Origin of the sequence: Streptomyces sp. NPDC004629 (assembly GCF_042873595.1) — a bacterium.
In the GTDB taxonomy this organism is placed as follows: Bacteria; Actinomycetota; Actinomycetes; order Streptomycetales; family Streptomycetaceae; genus Streptomyces.
This window is the reverse complement of the sequence record NZ_JBIALO010000045.1, coordinates 38,216-56,678: the sequence shown is the minus strand read 5'-3', so window position 1 is coordinate 56,678 and position 18,463 is coordinate 38,216. Positions and strand designations below refer to the sequence as shown.

The following is an 18,463-nucleotide window of genomic DNA, read 5'->3' as shown; positions in this document are numbered from 1 at the left end:
GGTCACAAGCGAGTGTCAGCGACAAGGGCGGGCCCCTGGCTGGGGACCACGTGGCGTACGTCCCTGACACCGTCGGACTGGGTACAGATAAAGGCCGAGGCGTACGGGAAGTTCGCCCAGGAGCCGAACCGCCCCGAGCTGGAGCGGTTCTTCTTCCTGGACGACATCGACCGCGATCTGATCGCCCGGCGCCGCTCCACGCACCACCAACTCGGCTTCGCGCTCCAGATGTGCACGGTTCGCTACATCGGCCGGTTCCTCCCGGACGACCCGCTGGACGCGCCCTGGCCGGTGGTCGAGCACCTGGCCGCGCAACTCGGCATCGAGGACCCGTCGGTGGTCAAGCGGTACACCGAGCGGCCGAAGACGGCGTACGAGCACGCGTGGGAGATCCGGGACGCCTACGAGTACCACGAGTACGACGACCCGGAGTGGTCCCGGCGGTTCCGCACCTTCCTGCACGGTCGGGCCTGGACGCACGCCGAGGGCCCGAAGGCGCTGTTCGACCACGCGGTGGGCTGGCTACGCCGCAACCGTGTACTGCTGCCGGGCGTCTCGGTGCTGGCCCGGCAGGTGTCGGAGGTACGGAAGGTCGCGGACAAGCGGCTGCACGCCACCGTCGCGGGCGCCGCCCGCCGCGCGGACCCGGCGCTGCCCGCGGATCTGGTGGCGACGCTGAAGACGCCGGAGGGCTCGCGGTTCTCGGAGCTGGAGCGGCTGCGCCGGCCACCGACGCGGACGACGGGCACAGCGTTCGCCCGCGCGCTGGAGCGGGTGGACGAGATCGGCGCGTACCGGCTCGGCAGGCTGAGGCTGTCGCAGGTCCCGCCGAACCGGATGGCCGCTTTGGCCCGGTACGCCCTGGGGTCGAAGGCGCCGCTGCTGGAGCGGGCGGCGGAGCCCAAGCGCACGGCGATGCTCACCGCGGTGATGCGGCACCTGGAGGCGAAGGCGATCGATGAGGCCCTGGACCTGTTCCAGATCCTCATGGCCACCCGGCTGCTGAACACCGCGAAGCGCAAGACGGAGAAGGAACGGCTGTCCACGCTGCCGCAACTGGAGAAGGCGTCACGGGTGCTCGCGCGGGCGGCGAAGGTGCTGTTCGAGGAGCTGGAGTTGGCCGAGGAGCAGGAGGCGGACCTGGACGTGGCCGCGCTGTGGGCGGCGGTGGAGGAAGTCGCCCCGCGCGCCGCCGTGATGAGCGCGGCGGCCACCGTGGTGACCCTGGTACCTGAGGACGAGAACTCGGCCGAGGTCGCCATGCGGGCCGCGCTCGCGAACCGGTACGCCACGGTGCGCCCGTTCCTCGCGCTGCTGGGCGAGTCGAAGGCCCTGGACGCGGCGAGCGCCGGGAAGCGGGTCCTGGCCGGGGTGCGCGGCCTGCCAGCGCTGGCCCGGCGGAAGGTGGGGGTCAAGCCGCTGCTGCCGCGCGAGGTGGACGACAAGCTGGTACCGCCGGCGTGGCGCAAGGCGGTGTACGCCAACCCGGACCTTCCGCAGGGCGCGGTGGACCGGGACGCGTACGTGGTGTCCGTGCTGGAGCAGCTGCACCGGGCCCTGAACAACCGCGACGTCTTCGCCTCGCCCTCCCACCGCTGGTCCAACCCGCGCGCCCGCCTGCTGGACGGGCCCGACTGGGACGCGGTCGAGGAGGACGTCCTAGCGGCCCTGAGCCTGGACATGCCCGTCACCGAGCACCTGGCGGAGCTGGTGCGGGGACTGGACGCCGGATGGAAGCAGCTCGCGACACGCCTGGAAGAGGCGGGGCCGACGGCGAAGGTTTCCATCGAGGTGCGGGACGACGGGCGGGTGAAGCTGAACGTCGACAAGCTCGGCGCGCTGGGCGAGCCAAAGTCCCTGACCTGGCTGCGCCAGCGGGTCGAGAAGATGCTCCCGAAGATCGACCTGCCGGACCTGCTGTTCGAGGTGAACGCCTGGACCGGGTTCCTCGACGCCTTCGTGCACCTCGGCGACGGCACCACCCGGATGAAGGACCTGCCCACCTCGGTGGTCGCGCTGCTGGTGTCCGAGGCGTGCAACATCGGCCTGGCCCCGGTGGTCAACCCCGGCTACGAGGCGCTGACCCGGGCCCGGCTCGTGCACGTCGATCAGTACTACCTGCGCGCCGACACCATCGCCGCGGCGAACGCGCGGCTGATCGCCGCCCAGGCCGGCATCCCGATCGTGCGCCACTGGGGCGACGGGCTGCTCGCCTCGGTGGACGGGCTGCGCTTCCAGGTGCCGGTGCGCACCATCAACGCCGCCCCGTCGCCGAAGTACTTCGGGTTCAAGCGCGGCATCACTTGGCTCAACGCCGTCAACGACCAGGTCGCGGGCATCGGGCAGATGGTCGTCCCCGGCACCCCGCGCGACTCCCTGCACATCCTGGACGCCCTGCTGAACCTGGACGGCGGGGTGAAGCCGGAGATGGTGGCGACCGACAACGCCTCGTACTCCGACATGGTGTTCGGCCTGTTCAAGATCCTCGGCTACAACTTCAGCCCGCGGTTCCGCGACCTGGACGACCAGCGGTTCTGGCGGGCCACGATGCCCGGCGTCGAGACCGGCAGCTACGGCGCGGTGGAGGACCTGGCCCGCAACCGCGTGAACCTGAACAAGGTGATCGCGCACTGGACGGACATGCTGAAGGTCGCCGGTTCCCTGGTCACCAACCAGGTCCGCGCCTACGACCTGCTGCGCATGTTCGGACGCGACGGCCGCCCGACCCCGCTGGGGGCGGCGTTCGCGGAGTACGGACGGATCGCCAAGACCGAGCACCTGCTGCGGGTCGTCGACCCGGTGGACGACACCTACCGGCGGCAGATGAACCGGCAGCTCACCGTGCAGGAGTCCCGCCACAAGCTTGCCCGCGACGTGTGCCACGGCAAGCGCGGCACCATCCACCAGGCGTACCGCGACGGCATGGAGGACCAGCTCGGCGCGCTCGGCCTGGTCCTCAACGCCATCGTGCTCTGGACCACGAAGTACATCGACGCCGCCGTCGCCCAGCTCCGCGCCGACGGCCACGAGATCCGGGACGAGGACGTCGCCCGCCTCTCCCCGCTCAAGCACCGCAACCTGAACCTGCTCGGCCGCTACAGCTTCACCGCCTCCACCCCGGCCGCCGGCGCCCTGCGCCCGCTGCGCGACCCGGACACGCCGGAGCTGGACGAGGACGAGGACGGAAGCGGACAGGAGTAGGCCCCGTCCGGCCGGGCGGTCAGCGACCAGGAAGGCGCGAGTCGGTGGGGCCTCTTACTTTCGGGAGCGGCCGGCGGGCGGGGTGGCCAGTCCGTCCAGGAGCAGTCTCACCACCCGGTCGGTCTGGGCGTGGGACTCGGGGGTGTCGGGCAGGTCCCACACCCCGCACAGCGCCAGCAGTACGTCCCCGCCCTCGATGTCGGAACGGGCGTGCCCGGCGGCCGCCGCCCCGGTGATCAGCCGGTCCAGGGCCTGGACGGTGACCTCGTAGGTCTGTTCCAGCAGTTCCTCGCCGGTGAGGGCGGCGGCGCGGAAGGCGTCTGCCAGGCCGGGGCGGGTGCTGCCGTAGCGGGCCAGGCGGTGCAGCCAGCGTTGCAGGGCCTGCTCGGCCGGGAGGGTGGCCGCTAGTTCCCCGGCCTCGTCGGCGAGCGCGGTCATGTCCTGGTGGTGGACGGCCAGGATCAGGGCCTCGCGGGTGGGGAAGTGCCGGTAGAGGGTGGCGATGCTCACCCCGGCCTGGCGTGCGACCGCTTCCAGGGACAGCTGTGAGCCCTTCTGCGGCAGCAGCGCGAGGGCGACCTCCAGGAGCTGGTCGCGGTTGCGCCGGGCGTCGGCCCGCAGCGGCCTGGCCGCGGCCTTGGCCGCTTTGGTGGTGGGTTCCATGCGTCCTCCCTCGGACCGGATGGCCGTGCCCGAATGCACACCAGAGCCATAAACGTAGGGTCCTTCGTTTAGTGTACCGTCGAGTGAAACGAAGGGTCCTACGTTTAGGGCCTGGGTGCTCAACCGTGCTCAATGAAGGGATCTAACATGACCACCATCGCTGTGACCGGGGCCACCGGACGCCTGGGCGGACGCATCATCGAGCGGCTGCTCGAAGCCGGAGTGGCCGCCGCCGATATCGCGCCGCTGGTGCGCACCCACGACAAGGGCGCCCCTTTTCGTGAGCGCGGCATGGACGTGCGCGTGGGCAGCTACGACGACCCCATCGCCCTGACGGCGGCGCTGGCCGGGGTCGACAAGGCCGTGCTGGTGCCCCCGCCGTCGCTGGACAACGCGGCGCGCATCCACCAGCAGCACCAGGCGGTGCGGGCCCTGCACGCCCTGGACGTCTCCCACCTGGTGCTCGTGAGCCTGGCCGACCCCGAGCGGCGGCCATTCGGCCTGGAGGACGTGGACCTGGCCACCGAGCACATCATCCGGGCGACGGGGCTGCCCTTCACCTTCATGCGCAACAGCGTCTACATGGACGAGCTGGGGCCCGAGCTGGGCGTGGCCGCCAAGACCGGTGAGCTGGTCTCGGCGACCGGCAACCGGCCGCTGAACTGGGTGTGCCGGGACGACCTGGCCACCGCCACCGCCACCGTGCTCGCCGGGCAGGGCCACGAGGGGCGGACCTACCAGCTGACCAACACCGAGCTGTTCACCTACGACGACCTGGCCGCCCTGCTGAGCGAGGTGACCGGCCGGACCATCACCCACCGCCTCGCCTCGGCCCAGGAAACGGTGCAGGCCCTGACCGACGGCGGCATGGACGCCCACCACGCGGACATGATGGCCGGCTCCTTCCACGCCGCCATCGCCAAGGACATCTTCGACACCACCGCGGTCGACGTGCAGGAGCTGACCGGCCGCTCCCCGGCCGTGTCGGCCGAGCTCGTGCGCCGCCTCCTGGGCTGAGCACACCCCAATCCGGGGCAGCCCGGCCCTGTCTCCCCGGTGCCCGAGAAGGGTCAGCCCTTTTCGGGCACCGGGGCCCTCGGCGGGAAGACACCCCCTGCACTGCGGCCGGCACTTGCGACGGAACCGGGCGGTACGCGGCCTGCGCCAGCAGCCGAAGTGCATCCGCATCGCGCGCGGGCCTCACCTGAACCCGGCTGGCCCCGGCAACCGGCCGCGCCGTCGACGCCTGAAGCATCCCTCACCGTCGCGCCGGCCCCGGCCGGATCCATGACGCGATCTACAGAAAGCCAGAGAACCATGCACATCACCGGTCAGATCGCCCTCGTCACCGGCGCCAACCGCGGCATAGGCCGCCAGTTCGTCCTCGAACTGCTCGAACGCGGCGCGAACAAGGTGTACGCGGCAGTCCGCCGCCCCGAAACCGCCGACTTCGACAACAGCCGGGTGGTACCACTGAGACTGGACCTCCTCGACCACGAGTCCATCGCCGCGGCAGCCAAGACCGCGAAAGACGTCACCCTGCTCGTCAACAACGCCGGCATCTCGACCGGAGCCTCCCTCATCAAGGGCGACCTCACCAACGTGCACCGGGAGATGGACACGCACTTCTGGGGCACGCTCAACGTGATCCGCCAGTTCGCGCCGGTCCTGTCCGCGAACGGCGGAGGCGCGATCGTGAACGTCCTGTCCGCGCTGTCATGGTTCGCCACCGCCGACACCGGCGCGTACGCAGCCGCCAAGGCCGCCACATGGAACATGACCAACGCCGTGCGCCTTGAGCTCGCACCTCAGGGCACGCACGTGCAGAGCGTCCTCTTCGGCGTCGCTCGCACCGACCTCTCGACGGACGGCTACGACGGCCCCATGATCGATGCGCGCGAAGTGCCCCGTCGCTCCTTCGACGGACTGACCTCGGGAGCGATCGAGGTGATCGTGGACGACACGACCGCGATGGTGAAGGAAGCACTCGCCGGTGACCCCGCCTTGTTCTACTCGCAGATCACCGACAAGCTCGGCGTCAGCTGAGCACAGCGACAGGCACCCGGCGGTCGCCGGACCGCAAACCATCGTGACGCGGATGAGTGCCACGCCTGTCGCCAAAGGATCGTTTGACGACAGGCGAGCGTCGCGTCCAATGAACCCGTGCAATCCGGGGGTTCGAGGCGGCTCGAATCCAATCAGATCCGATGGTGATTGCTGACAGGGTTTGACGACAGATAGGGTCCGATCCTCCGTACGGAAGGGGCCCGCAGTGGCAAACCTGGTCTACAAGCGGGTCTCGACCGACCAGCAGTCCACCGCCCGCCAGGACCTCGTCCTGGACGAGGCCGGCATCGGGGACCCGGTCGTCTTCGAGGAGGACCCGGGCACCTCCAGTCGCCTCCACCCTCTCCAGCGCCCGAAGTTCGGCGAACTGCTCACCTACGCGCGGCCCGGCGACACCGTGCACATCTCCGAGATGTTCCGCCTCGTGCGCGGCAACCAGCACATCCTCGACGTGCTCGACGTCCTGCACCGCGACCGCCTCGCCCTGCGCATCCACGACGGCGCGTTCTCCGCCATGGACCTCACCGCCCGCCACCCGCGCACCGGCGAACTGCTGTCCACCGTGAAGTTCATGGTGCAGACCCTCGCCGCCGCCGGCGAACTCCAGCGCGACCTCCAGCGCGAGCTGACCTACGACGGACTGCGCGCCGCCGAGGCCAAGGGCGCGAAGGGCGGGCGCCGCCCCGCCGTGGCGGCCGCGAAGGCCGGCGACGTGCGCACCGCGTACCTGGAAGGCCGGTCCATCGCCGCTCTCGCCCGTGACCACGGCGTCAGCCGCGGTGCGATCCGTACCGCCGTCGCCGACCTCCTGCCCGACCACACCGCCAGCGAGGAGGGCGCGCCCGCCCCGGAGCTGCCGGTCACCCTCGACATGCCCGGCAAGATCGCCGACTACCTCCGCACCACCGAACTGGAGCCCGCCGAGCGCGCCGCCCTCGACCAGGGGACGACTGTACGGCGCGGCCAGGGCTACACCCTGCGCGTCAGCGCCGTCCCCGCCGTACACCGCCAGCTTCTCGCCCGCTGTGAGCCGCTCGACGGCGCCCAGGGCCTCGCCACGGTCCCGGCCCAGCGCAAGGCCCGCCGCGAGTACGAGAACCGGGTCACGGCGCTCACGCCCTGACCATGGTCGTTCTCAGCGCCAACCGCTGTACCGATGTTCCCCGAGGCCGGTTTAGTCACGCGCACGCTACACACCGCAATGCCGGAAGCGCACCGCGCGAGCATGCCCGTCCGCCCTGGGACGGGTGTGCACGCGACCAGGGCGGCAGGCCACCGGCGACCCCAAACCCTTCACACAGCCGTGGAGTTCGCCATGCCCGAGATCCCCCTCGTCCCTGTCCACTGGCGCTTCCCTGCCCACCCCGCCTCCGTGCGGCGGGCCCGGCACGCCGTCGCCGAATCGCTGCCGGACTTCCTTCGTCCCCATCTCTGCGACGACCTGGGCCTGTTGACCTCGGAGCTGGTCACCAACGCCGTCCGTCATGGCGCTTGCAGGGAGGACAAGGACCTCATCGAACTTGTCCTGTGGCCCGCCGACGGACACTACTGGCTCGCCGTCTCCGACCCCGGCACCGGCAAGCCCGTACTGGCCGACCCGGACACAGACGCCGAGAACGGTCGGGGTCTGCTCCTCGTCGACCGCCTCGCCACCGCCTGGGCCGTCCGGCCCCGCCCCACGCGCGGAACGTCCGTGATCGCGGGCCTGTCTGTCCACCCGGGCGGTTGACCAGAGGGAGCCGTCGACCAGGGATAGGACGGAAGGCTGGGCGGGTCAGGCCGCCTCGTCATCGATGTTCTCCTCCCGGCGGATCATCCGCCAGGCCGCCCGGCGCGCACTCTGGTTGAGCGACTGCTTGAAGCTGTCGTCGTGGCTGAAGTACTGCCGTCCCATGTCGGCGATGGTGTCGATGTGTTCGGCCATCTTGTCCTCGAAGACCTCGTCGAAGACGAGTCCGAAGTTCTCCTCGTCGTTGACGGCAGCGGCGCGGACCTTCGGGTCCGCCTTCGCCTCGGACCACGGCGTGATCACGTCCTGCTCGGTAAAGTCGGTGCCGAACTTGTCGTTGAACTTCTCGATCAGCTCCGACAGCAGCGACTTCTCCTGCTCCTTGGCACCGCCCGCACCCTCACCGAAGCCGCGCAGCTCCGCCGGTCCCTCGGCGGTCAGTGAAAGATCGTGCTCGCCGGTCCTCTGCACCCGCAGGTGGCTGAGGTCGACATCCCCTATGTCCACACCAGCGTCACCGCGTCGCGGCAGACGGTTGAGCAGGTGGCGGCCGTAGAGGTAGAGGCATTCGAGATCGGCGTCGCGGTAGGGCACGATCTGCGAGAGGAAGCCATACTTCCGCACGTAGTCGTTGAGATCCGCGCGGAACTGCTCAGCGGCCTCGGCGGCGTCCTCGTCGGGGTCGCCCGCCTCGTCCTTGCGGTCCAGCAGTTCGGTGAACCGCTCGACGGCGGGGCCGAGATGCCGGTACAGCTCGGCGTGCAGCTTCTCCCAGCGGGCCACCGAGCCCGCCGCCTTCTCCTCGGCCGCCAGATAGGCGTCCGCGAACTCCCGCATCTCCTCCTCGACAAGGATGTCGGGCTGCATGACCCGGCTCTGTGCCGTGTAGAGGAGGTTGGGGTCGGAGGGGAGGGTGTTCGCTTCCTCGAAGTACGGGCGGAAGGACTCCTTGATGTCCTCGGCGTCGTTGACGAAGTCCAGCACGGCCAGGTCCGCCTGGGACTTGCGGTCGGCCGTGCGGTTCAGACGGGAGAGGGTCTGGACGGCGCTGATGCCCGCGAGCTTCTTGTTCACGTACATCGTGGTGAGGAGCGGCTGGTCGAAGCCGGTCTGGTACTTCTCGGCGACGACCAGGATGCGGTACTCGCGCTGCGTCGCCTTCCCGCCGGTGCGCACGGCCTTGTCGTCCTTGCGTGTGTACGCGAACGCCTTCGGCAGAGCGGACTCGGCCAGGCCGCCGTTCTCCTTCGGCTCGGTGGTCTCCTTGCCGTCGTACGTCAGGCTGCCGGAGAACGCGACCAGGACGCCGGGGTCGGCGTACGCGCGATCATCGACGTACTTCCTGATCGCACGGGCCATCTGCACGGCGCTGTGCCGGGAGGCCGTCACCACCATGGCCTTGGCACGCCCGCCGAGCCGGCCGACGGTGTGCGTGCGGAAGTGCTCGACGATCACCTGCGCCTGCTGCGTCACGGTGGAGTCGTGCGTGAGCGCGTACCGGGCGAGCAGCGGATTGGCCTTGGATGGGTCCACCTCGCGCTCGTCCGGGTTCTTGTTCACCAGCTTCCAGTACGTGTTGTACGTGACGTAGGTGCGCAGGGGGTCGAGGATGAAGCCTTCCTCGATGGCCTGGCGCATCGAGTACGTGTGGAAGGGGACGTACGTCGGCTTGCCGTTGACGCTGGTCAGAGTGCCGAAGAGTTCGAGCGTCTTGGCCTTGGGCGTGGCCGTGAACGCGAAGTAGGACAGGTTCTCTGCCATGCTGCGCTGGATGGCCTTCCGGCGGAGCTTGGCATCGGTGGTGGCTTCTGCTTCCTGCTCGGTCGCCCCGGCCTCGTCGGAGTCCGAGTCCAGGCCCAGGCCACGCAGGGCCGCGCGTACGTCCGTGGCCGCGCCGCCGGACTGCGAGGAGTGGGCCTCGTCCACGATGATCGCGAAGTTGTGGCCCTGGATCTCGGTGGGGTTGCGGCGCAGGTAGTCGATGAGGGCCGGGAAGGTGTGCAGCGTGACCGTGATGATCTTTCCGGTCTCGCGGGACAGCGCCTTGGCGAGCTGGTCCGACTTCGCGCCTTGCCTCTCGTCGATCTTCACCACCAGACCGGCGGTCTTCTCGAAACTGCCGACGGTCTCCCGGAGTTGGGCGTCGAGATTGCGGCGGTCGGTGATGATCACGACCTTGTCGAACACGGGCGCGCCCGGCTTGAGCCCGGCGGCCAGGGCATCGGGGTCGATCTCGGCGGGGTCCGTGGGCGTGTGCAGCGACGACAGGCGATGCGCCAGCCAGCCGATGGTGTTCGACTTGCCGGAGCCGGCGGAGGCCATGCCGAGATAGTTGTGACCGGCGCCGTGGCGGGACGCGTGGTCGGCGAGCTTCTTGACGATGTCCCACTGGTGGTAGCGCGGGAAGATCAGCTTCTTGCGCGTCCGCCCGTCCGGGCCCTTCTCCTTGCTGAGGTGTACGAACCGCTCGATCAGGTCAAGCCAGGTGTCCCGCTCCCAGATCTGCTCCCAGAGGTACGAGGTCGCGTAGGTCCCGGGGACGGTGGGCGCCGGATTCCCCGCACCGCCGGGCTTCCCGGGGCCCTCCGACCCGGTGTTGAACGGCAGGAATCGCGTCGGCTTGCCCCGCAGCTCAGGCGCGACGAACACCAGGTCCGTGTCGATGGCGAAGTTCGCGATCACGCGCCGCGCGAAGATCAGCTCGGTGGGGTCGCGGTCCGTGCGGTACTGGTCCTTGGCGGCCTCCACCCCCTGGCGCGTGAGGGCGTTCTTCAATTCGGCGGTAGCCAGCGGGATCCCGTTGAGGAAGAGGGTGAGGTCGAGGCGCTTGCCCTTGTCCGCCTGCTTGGCGGCGTACTCCAGCTCCTTGACGAAGGTCAGCCGGTTCGCCCGGTAGTCGTCCAGGACCGCGTCCGAGGCGACGAGCGACGGCTTGAAGTAGGCGAGCCTGATCAGGACGCCGTGGTCCTTCACGCCCTTGCGGAGCACGTCCAGCACACCGTCGGTTCCGATCGCCTGGTCCACGCGCTTGGCGAACCCGGCCTGGGCGGTGTCGGGATCGCCGCCGTAGAGGGCGATCAGATCGGCCCAGTCGTCGGCTTGGGTCTTACGGATGAAGTCGAAGAGCTGGGGGGTGTCCAGGCCGAGTTGGGGTTGGTAGTGCGATCGGTTTCCTTCAACCCAACCGCGCTCCAGCAGGGCGGCGACTATGCCGTTCCCGAAGGCTGCTTCGTCGTGGACGGACATGAGCGGCTATTCCCCCCGCTTTCCGGTGACCAGATAGGTGATGTCGCGGCAGAACTTGTCGAACGAGGATGAGTTGGCGCGGGCCAGGTCGAGATCCATGTCTTGGGTCAGTGCCGGCTGGTCCACGCGGGGGCGGTACCGCACTCCGTCGCGCCGGTGGTGAGTCAGCCAGCCCTTGCAGTCGCGTAACGTCTCGCTGTTGGCCGGGACCTCCAACTGTTCGGCGAGCCCTGCCCGCCCGCCGAGGGAGGGCGCAGATGCGAGGAACCACGCCTCGAACTCCCGGTTCGCCAGTACGACGGACGTGCGGCGGTCCGGGCGGGTGGCCTCGGCCCTGGCCAGGAGCGAAGGCCCGAGGCTGGCCGGACAGTCGTCGTCGGCGTCGATCACCACCAGGATGCCGCCCGGGTGGTCGGCGGGTACGCGTCGAGCCTGTGCCTCCACGGCGGCTTCCAGACCGCCCGGTCGGATCAGTCGGCCGCGGTCGACCAGGAAAGGCGGCTGGATGTCCGCGTCCCAGATCTGTGCCTCGTACATCAGCCGCCGCAGGAGCACGGGCAGTGCGCTGATCTCGCCCTCACCCTCCACGACGGAGGCGATCGTGACCTTCGGGTGGCTCACTCCTCACCCTCCGGCTGCTCGTCCGACTGGGCTGGGGGTTCGACGACCGGGCGCAGTTGGTTGGAGCGCAGCAGTTCAGCGGTGGTCGCCAGGCCGTCGGCAACGATCGACCTGCTCACCGGGTCCACTTCGCCGATCACCGTCACCCCGTGCTCGGCAGCGACCACGCGGATGGCCGACAGGTCCGCCTCCTTACGGTCGAACAGCTCCGCGCTCTGCGTGGTGGCAAGGACCTGCACGTGCTCACTTGCTTCCGTGAGCGCGTCGTAGAGTGCCCCGGCCGCGAGCGGGTGCAGCGCCAACTCGGGCTCTTCGACGGCGATGAGCGGAATCCAGCCTTCGCGCGTGGCAGGTTGAAAGAGCGCGGTCAGCAGACCGATGGCACGGATGGTCCCTTCCGACATGGACTCGGCCCGGAAAACGTGGGGTTCCGTCTGGCCGTCGGTGGCGAAGTTGATCCGCGCCGCGATGTAGTCGGCGGAGGGGTCCGTGGGACCGACCTCCACCACACCGGGCACGATCACCCCCAGGTACTGCGAGACACGCTCACGCTCCTGCTCCCCGAGAGCGGCCAGGGCCGGGCCGAGGTCGCCGCCGTCCTCGCCCAAGGCTCCGGCGGTCGGCGTGTTCGGGCTTGCCTTGCGGAGATTGGCCAGGTCGGGGCTGTAGAAGAACATCTCCGTGAGAGCCGTGTGGAGGTCGGCGAAAGGCTCTGCCTCACCCATTCGCGAAAGTTCCAGCAGCCTTTGACGACGCCCCTTCCCCGTGCGGTCTCGCGTCAGGAACCGCTCAGCGTTTGCCCGGCCCTTGGCGCCAGGGTGGCGCATCTCGCAGAACTCCCGCTGGATACGGATACCAGGCCCCGTATCTCGCTCCGCCCCGAGGACGGTTGGTGGCGCGACAGTGATCTCGTACCGCCCCACCCAGGGCTTTGTGTCATGGGTGGTCGTCGGCAGGTGGAATTCCAGACCGATCGTGCAGGAGGTCGCCGGCTCAGGGACCCGGCGCAGCACCTCTTCCCATCCGCCGCGCGCTGCCACAGCCTCGGCCGGGCCGTTCACCAGCGCGTCGCGTACGAAGCGCAGGGCATCGAGGAAGTTCGACTTCCCTGCGGCGTTCAGTCCGAGCAGCACGGTGAACCGGCCGAGAGTCACGTCGCAATGAGCGATGGATTTGTAGTTATCGACTTGCACACGGGTGATGAACGGCATCGGGCGGTGAGGCGCGGCGGGACTCATGGCGCGATCATTCCTCGATCCCTCGTCCACTGGCGGTGGACACGTCGATCTGGCCGGTGACGGCAGCGGTAATCAGGGCTTGGCGGCGTTCGGCGAGTAGGGTCTCTCTCTCCCTGAGTAGTTGGACCTTACGGCTAATTTGCTCTTCCCCTCTAGTCAAGTGAAATACGATTTCCTGCTGCTCCGCCATGGCGGGGGTGGGAATCCATAGACTCTTGACCAGCTCCTGGCTGAGGTTAGGCTGACCAGCTCCTTGAGCGAGGGCGACGACGCTTTCTTTATGCGCCCGGAACCAATAGCGAGCATATTGCGTCGAGATTTTTCCTGTGGCCGACAAGACGCAGCATGCTTGATTTACGCATGCCTGTTTTGTCAGCAATCCCACTTTCCCCTTGGTGGCGCCCTGTCCGTACATCGCAATCACCAAAGAGCCGCGGTTATGGAGCTTCAGTGCGGGGAAGTCATTCAAGGCTCTATCTGTGATCGTCTTTTCACTCGATGTGACCTCTCCGTCATTGAGGTCGCCGCTGTTGACCCACCAATGGGGCCCATCGAAGTACTCGGCGACCGTAGACGTGGGAGTCGTACCGCTGCCCGTCACGAACTGATGGCCTACCTTGAGAAGGCTCCAATTGGGGTTCATCTTGGGCATCCATGAGATCTTTGTCGGACTCGCTTCGCCATTGCCAACCGTTGTCCAGAAGCGCATCGTCTCGTGAAATTGCTCCTGGAGGAGCGCTAGTTGACTAGCAGTTCTATGTAGAAGATCGTTGATGCGATTAGTCTCTGCCTCAAGGAAGTCGGCGATGCGGCGCTGCTCCTCCAATGGTGGCAGCGGGACAGGCAGGCGATTGATGTCCCACTGGAACAGATGTGGAACCCCCATTCCGCTCTTGAGCATATTGATGGTTTCCTGTGTCGTCCGGCTCGCTAGGACATACCGAAGGTAGGACGGCTCAATCCCTGTCGATCGGATGACGGCAATCGAGCCGTTTACGGTCGCCGGACGAGGGAGATCGCGGATGATATTAACGATTCCTAGAGTGTTGCCGTCTTTAGCGAGCAATACGTCCCCTGGCCTCAACCTCAGTTCCGGGGACTCTTCGTAACGGAATTCGGTGATGTAGTTTACATTGAAGAAGTCAATCTCGCCTCCCTTAATATTGGGAGTCGACAGAAACGCGTATCCTTCTGGTTGATACTCGGCTGCAGTGAGAGCCTTCCAGCCAATTCGCGCGTTGACCGTAGCGACCCGGTCCACCCGAGTCCTGCTCCATCCAGCAGGTAGCGACTGGAGGTCGACAGTCACTCGGTCACCTCACCCAGCAGCGCCTGAATCTCGGACTCCAGAGACTTCAACTCCGCGTCAATCTCCGCCAACGGCCGCGGTGGCTTGTACACGTAGAAATGCCGCGTGAACGGGATCTCGTACCCGATCTTCGTCTTGCTGTGGTCGATCCACGCATCCGGAACGTGCGGCAGAACCTCCCGCCGCAGGTACTCCTCCACGTCCTCCTCCAGCGGGACGTTCTCGTAGTCCCGCAGCTCCGGATCAGGCTCCGGCTCGCCCTTGACCTTCTGCTCCTCGCCATCCGGGTCGCGCACGCCGACTGCCTCCCGCAGCGCTTTGCCGAACGGCGCGCCCGTCGGCCACAACAGGCCGGCCGCGACGACCGCGTCCTTGAGGTCGATCCACGCGTCGGACTTCGTCGTCCAGGACTTGCCGACCAGCGGGCGCAGCGCCGCCGCGAATGCCTCAACGTCCGTGGCCCGTGCGATCGGCTTGGACGCGGTGATCGCCGTCAGCGTCTCCTCCGTCATCTCGAAGCGGAGCTTCAGCGGCCGCTCGACGGTGATCCGGCGATACCCGAAGTCCTCGTTACGGAAGACCTTGATCTTCCCGGCCCGGTCGGCGAGGTCATGGCCGCCACCCTTCTCGGCCGCGTCGAGGACCGCCAGCGCCTCCGTATAGAGCCTGGTGATCTCGGAGATGTGCTGATCGCCCAATTCCTTGCGCTTGTCGCCGAGCGACTTCCGCATCTTGCGCCAGTAGTCGCGCGCGTCCAGCAGGATGACCTTGCCGCGCCGGTCCCTCGCCTTGCGGTTGCTGAGCACCCAGAAGTACGTGGAGATGCCGGTGTTGTAGAAGAGCTGGTCGGGGAGGGCGACGATGCCCTCCAGCCAGTCGTTCTCCAGGATCCACTGCCGGATCCTGGACTCACCCGACTCCGCCGCCCCTGTGAACAGAGGGGAGCCGTTGAAGACGATCGCGATGCGGCTGCCGCCCGCCCCCGACGCGTCAACCGGCTTCATCTTCGAGATCATGTGCTGGAGGAAGAGCAGCGAGCCGTCGTTGATGCGTGGCAGGCCGACGCCGAACCGCCCGCTCTCGCCGAGGTGTTCGTGTTCGTACTCGACCGCGTCCTTGACCTTCTTCCACTCCACGCCGAACGGCGGGTTGGCCAGCAGATAGTCGAAAGTGGTGGGCGTGTTCTTGTCCCTCCTGGAGTCGTCGCTGCTGAAGCCGTCGTCGCTGAAGGAGTTGCCGAACTTGATGTTCTCCGGGTCCTGACCCTTGATCATCATGTCCGACCGGCAGATGGCCCAGGACTCGGGATTGAGTTCCTGGCCGAAGACCTTGACGGTGGCGTCCGGGTTGAGGGCAGTGATGCGCTCCTCGGCCGCGCTGAGCATGCCGCCGGTGCCGCAGGCCGGGTCCATGACCGTACGGACGGTGCCCGGCAGAGCCAGCGCATCACTGTCCGGCGCGACGAGCAGGTTCACCATCAGCCGGATGACTTCCCGCGGTGTGAAGTGCTCACCGGCCGTCTCGTTGGACTGCTCGGCGAAGCGCCGGATCAGCTCCTCGAAGATGTAGCCCATCTGGTGGTTGGAGACGATCTCGACGGGCTTGCCGTCCTCGTCGAGTACGACGTTGCCGTCGGCGTCCCTCTCCACCGGCCGCAGGTCGAGGTCGGCGAACCGTCCGACCACCTGGTACAGCAGGTCCGCCGTGTCCAGTCGCTTGATCTGCTGAGCGAACTCGAACCGCTCCAAGACCTCCCGGGCGTTGGGTGAGAAGGCGCCGTAGTACTCGGTGAGGTACTTCGCGGCGTGTGAGGGGTCGCCCGCGATGGCCTTCAGCGTGTAGGTGCTGGTGTTGTAGAAGCTGTGGCCGGACGCCTTGCGCAGGAAGCGGTCGGGGTTGATGTCCTGGTCCTGGTAGCGGGCGGCGACCTCCAGGACCTTGTCCTTGGTCGGGGCGAGGACACACTCCAAGCGCCGCAGCACGGTGAACGGCAGGATCACCTTGCCGTAGTCGGACTGTTTGTAGTCACCGCGCAGGCGGTCGGCAACCGACCACGCGTGGTTCGCCAGTTCCGTGTGCTTACTGCTGTTCAACGAATTCCTTCCGGTGTTCGCCGTCCCAGCGGGACAGAGACGTCAAGTCTGGTCGTTCGCGGTGCTGCGGCGCACGTTTCACGCCGATCCGTGACCGTCCGGCAACAGCGCGCCGCCGGTGAGGCCGGTGCCGAGGAGACGGGTGACCTCCTCGGCGGCCTGGTCGGCACGGCGAGCGGCGGTACGCAGTTCATGAAGGCGGCGGAAGGCGGCGCCGTAGCGCTGCTGCTCGGCGAGCGGGAGCAGGGGAACGCGCAGGCGTCGCGGGTCGACCCGGACGAGGGAAGTGCCGGTGGCTGCGGCGTTGACGTTCTGCTCCGCCGCGAGGAAGCCGGCCAGGAACCAGGGGTCGAGCCGGCGCCGATCCGGGCGGAACAGCAGCAGGTGGGGTCCGAGGAAGCAGCCTGCCTCGCCCGGTTCGACGACCCGGGCCCCGGCCGCGCGTCCCACGCGGAGGATCTCTGTGAGAAGCACGTCACTTGCCTGGACCAACGGTAGGGCGACGCCGGTGGGAAGGTCCGCTTCCGTTCCGGAGGCGGGCCGGTTCTCGAAGACGTCGGCAGCCGTGAGCGCGGGTCGTGCGCCGGGTTCTGCTTCGGGCCCGGGCTGCGGCTGGCCGCTACGGGTCCGGCGGCCCGGGGGCGCGGTGTGGAGCAGGCTGAGAGCGCTGCCGCGCAGAAGGTCCGCGACTGTTGCGGTGCGCCAGTCGCGAGGCCGGTCGTCGGCCGGCGGCCAGTCGCCGTCGGTGCTGAGGCCGACCAGGTCCGTTGCCGCTCGACGTAGTTGGTCATACAGCTCCGATGCCTGCCGGGCCAGCAGGGCGGGGCGGAGGGCCTGCCCGGAAGCCGTCCGGATGCGGCGGGCCGGGGTCAGGTCCACGGCCTCGTCCAGGAGGTCGGTGACCGGCATGGCGGCGGCGATGCCGGGGGCTCCCGTGAAGCCGTCCTGGTCGTCGAGGTAGGGCCGCCATGCCGAGAGCACGGTGTCGTCGACGCTCTCCCCGGCGAGATCTCGGCTCTCGGCGGCGGCGTCGACGAGCAGGACCGTCCCGGGGGCTTCGGCCCGCGGATCGGGTCGTTCGAGCACCCACAGGTGCAGGCCGATGTGGAGCGGGATCGCCGCGCCGGGGGGAAGCGAGACGACCGCGCGGAGGGCTCCGTCCCGTACGAGTTGAGCCCGGATGCGCCGGCCGGCGGTGCGTTCCGCGACGGCGGGCGGCATGAGCAGTACGGCTCGGCCGCGGGGCGCGAGGTGGGCCAGGCAGTGCTGGACCCAGGCGAGTTCGGGCTCGCCCTTGGGAGGCACGCCGTAGGCCCAGCGTTGGTCGTACGCCAGATCGTCGTGCCCCCAGTTACGGGCCCCGTACGGGGGATTGCACAGGACGGCGTCCACGGTGAGGCCCTTGAAGGCGTCGGAGCGCAGACTGTCCCCTGTACGTACGGAGATGGCCGCTTCGGGGGCGCTCAGCCGAAGCCGCACGGCGGCCTGGGCGGCCTGGGCGACCAGCATGTCCTGGCCGTGCAGTTCGCTCGCGCCCGCGGATGCCGCCGCGGCGAGCAGCGATCCCGTCCCGCACGCAGGGTCGAGAACGCTCGCGGGGAAGGCACCCGCGCTGTCGGTGAGGAGCCGGGCCATGAGGTCGGCCAAGGGGCGCGGCGTGAGGTAGGTGCCGGTGCCTCCCGTGTCCTCCATCAGGCGTTCGGCCAGGACATCCGTTGCGGCCTCGGCGCCATCCGTGACGACGCATCGCAACAAGGCCCTCAGTGGCCCGGTCGCGTCGAGGCCGTACGTGGCGTCCGCGATCCTAGGGATGTCGTCGGCTCCGTCGTCCGCAGCTGACCGGACCCATCGCAGCAGAGCGTCGTCACGCAGTTCGGGAAGGGCTTCGCGCTCGCTCCGGTCCAGCCGGGCAGCCGCGAGCACCACTGGGAGCAGGTGCAGGGCCAGTCCGCCGTCGCCGGGGTGGGTGCGCAGCGCGGTGCGAAGCCGGTCCGCCGGTGTGTCCTCGGGGAGTTGGCCACGGGCGGAGAGCCAGGCACGTACGGCGTCGAGGTCGTAGGTGGGGCTGGTGTCCGTGCCTCCCGCAGGGGCGGGGAAGTCCGGATGCCGACGACGCCAGTTGCTCACCGTGGCACGGGTGACTCCGGCTAGCCGGGAGATGTCGGCGGCGGTCACGAGGGCACTGGCCTGCTGGTTCATGGGCTCCTGCCGGGTGACGTGGGGGCGGGCGTGCTGGACGGCTCCACTCTATACCGACCCTCAACCGATGTGAAGTATTTGACAGTGCTTTCAGTTG

Annotated in this window: 12 protein-coding genes; 5 read left to right on the top strand and 7 right to left on the bottom strand. The window is 68.5% G+C overall.

Annotated elements, in window-relative coordinates:
* Positions 1-63: 63 nt before the first annotated feature.
* Positions 64-3,201 (top strand): Tn3 family transposase, encoded by a 3,138-nt coding sequence (locus ACFYTE_RS39080; protein WP_388721407.1) that lies wholly within the window; start codon positions 64-66, stop codon positions 3,199-3,201.
* 54 nt (positions 3,202-3,255) lie between these two features.
* Here the strand turns inward: ACFYTE_RS39080 and ACFYTE_RS39075 are convergent, their stop codons facing one another.
* On the bottom strand, positions 3,256-3,864 hold the full coding sequence (locus ACFYTE_RS39075; protein ID WP_388721398.1) for a TetR/AcrR family transcriptional regulator: 609 nt from the start codon (positions 3,862-3,864) through the stop codon (positions 3,256-3,258).
* A gap of 147 nt (positions 3,865-4,011) precedes the next feature.
* On the opposite strand from ACFYTE_RS39075, the gene ACFYTE_RS39070 reads away from it, so the two are divergent.
* The 4 genes from ACFYTE_RS39070 (at position 4,012) to ACFYTE_RS39055 (ending at position 7,660) form a co-directional block, all read left to right on the top strand.
* On the top strand, positions 4,012-4,881 hold the full coding sequence (locus tag ACFYTE_RS39070) for an NmrA family NAD(P)-binding protein (protein ID WP_388721396.1): 870 nt from the start codon (positions 4,012-4,014) through the stop codon (positions 4,879-4,881).
* A gap of 300 nt (positions 4,882-5,181) precedes the next feature.
* Positions 5,182-5,910 (top strand): SDR family oxidoreductase, encoded by a 729-nt coding sequence (locus tag ACFYTE_RS39065; protein ID WP_388721393.1) that lies wholly within the window; start codon positions 5,182-5,184, stop codon positions 5,908-5,910.
* A 226-nt stretch (positions 5,911-6,136) separates the two neighbouring features.
* Positions 6,137-7,054, top strand: a complete 918-nt coding sequence (locus ACFYTE_RS39060) for a recombinase family protein (RefSeq protein ID WP_388721390.1) — start codon at positions 6,137-6,139, stop codon at positions 7,052-7,054.
* Between the two features lie 192 nt (positions 7,055-7,246).
* The gene (locus ACFYTE_RS39055; RefSeq protein WP_388721387.1) at positions 7,247-7,660 is read left to right on the top strand and encodes an ATP-binding protein; all 414 of its coding nucleotides are present in this window, start codon (positions 7,247-7,249) and stop codon (positions 7,658-7,660) included.
* Positions 7,661-7,705: 45 nt separating this feature from the next.
* Here the strand turns inward: ACFYTE_RS39055 and ACFYTE_RS39050 are convergent, their stop codons facing one another.
* The 6 genes from ACFYTE_RS39050 to ACFYTE_RS39025 all read right to left on the bottom strand — a co-directional run bounded on the left by ACFYTE_RS39050 (position 7,706) and on the right by ACFYTE_RS39025 (position 18,366).
* Positions 7,706-10,906: a type I restriction endonuclease subunit R gene (locus tag ACFYTE_RS39050; RefSeq protein ID WP_388721384.1), complete on the bottom strand. Its 3,201-nt coding sequence runs from the start codon at positions 10,904-10,906 to the stop codon at positions 7,706-7,708.
* 6 nt (positions 10,907-10,912) lie between these two features.
* Complete coding sequence (locus tag ACFYTE_RS39045) at positions 10,913-11,527, bottom strand: DUF4276 family protein (RefSeq protein WP_388721381.1); 615 nt, start codon at positions 11,525-11,527, stop codon at positions 10,913-10,915.
* Positions 11,524-12,765 (bottom strand): AAA family ATPase, encoded by a 1,242-nt coding sequence (locus tag ACFYTE_RS39040; RefSeq protein ID WP_388721378.1) that lies wholly within the window; start codon positions 12,763-12,765, stop codon positions 11,524-11,526. Before ACFYTE_RS39040 ends, ACFYTE_RS39045 begins: the two co-directional genes overlap by 4 nt.
* A gap of 7 nt (positions 12,766-12,772) precedes the next feature.
* The gene (locus tag ACFYTE_RS39035) at positions 12,773-14,026 is read right to left on the bottom strand and encodes a restriction endonuclease subunit S (RefSeq protein WP_388721375.1); all 1,254 of its coding nucleotides are present in this window, start codon (positions 14,024-14,026) and stop codon (positions 12,773-12,775) included.
* A gap of 44 nt (positions 14,027-14,070) precedes the next feature.
* On the bottom strand, positions 14,071-16,167 hold the full coding sequence (locus ACFYTE_RS39030) for an N-6 DNA methylase (RefSeq protein WP_388721372.1): 2,097 nt from the start codon (positions 16,165-16,167) through the stop codon (positions 14,071-14,073).
* A 78-nt stretch (positions 16,168-16,245) separates the two neighbouring features.
* Complete coding sequence (locus tag ACFYTE_RS39025) at positions 16,246-18,366, bottom strand: N-6 DNA methylase (RefSeq protein ID WP_388721369.1); 2,121 nt, start codon at positions 18,364-18,366, stop codon at positions 16,246-16,248.
* Between the last annotated feature and the right edge of the window lie 97 nt (positions 18,367-18,463).

Bases quoted from the DNA above. Each gene is read 5' to 3' on its own strand.
- ACFYTE_RS39075 (WP_388721398.1), bottom strand. From the start codon at position 3,864: ATGGAACCCACCACCAAAGCGGCCAAGGCCGCGGCCAGGCCGCTGCGG.
- ACFYTE_RS39070 (WP_388721396.1), top strand. From the start codon at position 4,012: ATGACCACCATCGCTGTGACCGGGGCCACCGGACGCCTGGGCGGACGC.
- ACFYTE_RS39065 (WP_388721393.1), top strand. From the start codon at position 5,182: ATGCACATCACCGGTCAGATCGCCCTCGTCACCGGCGCCAACCGCGGC.
- ACFYTE_RS39055 (WP_388721387.1), top strand. From the start codon at position 7,247: ATGCCCGAGATCCCCCTCGTCCCTGTCCACTGGCGCTTCCCTGCCCAC.
- ACFYTE_RS39050 (WP_388721384.1), bottom strand. From the start codon at position 10,906: ATGTCCGTCCACGACGAAGCAGCCTTCGGGAACGGCATAGTCGCCGCC.
- ACFYTE_RS39040 (WP_388721378.1), bottom strand. From the start codon at position 12,765: ATGAGTCCCGCCGCGCCTCACCGCCCGATGCCGTTCATCACCCGTGTG.
- ACFYTE_RS39025 (WP_388721369.1), bottom strand. From the start codon at position 18,366: ATGAACCAGCAGGCCAGTGCCCTCGTGACCGCCGCCGACATCTCCCGG.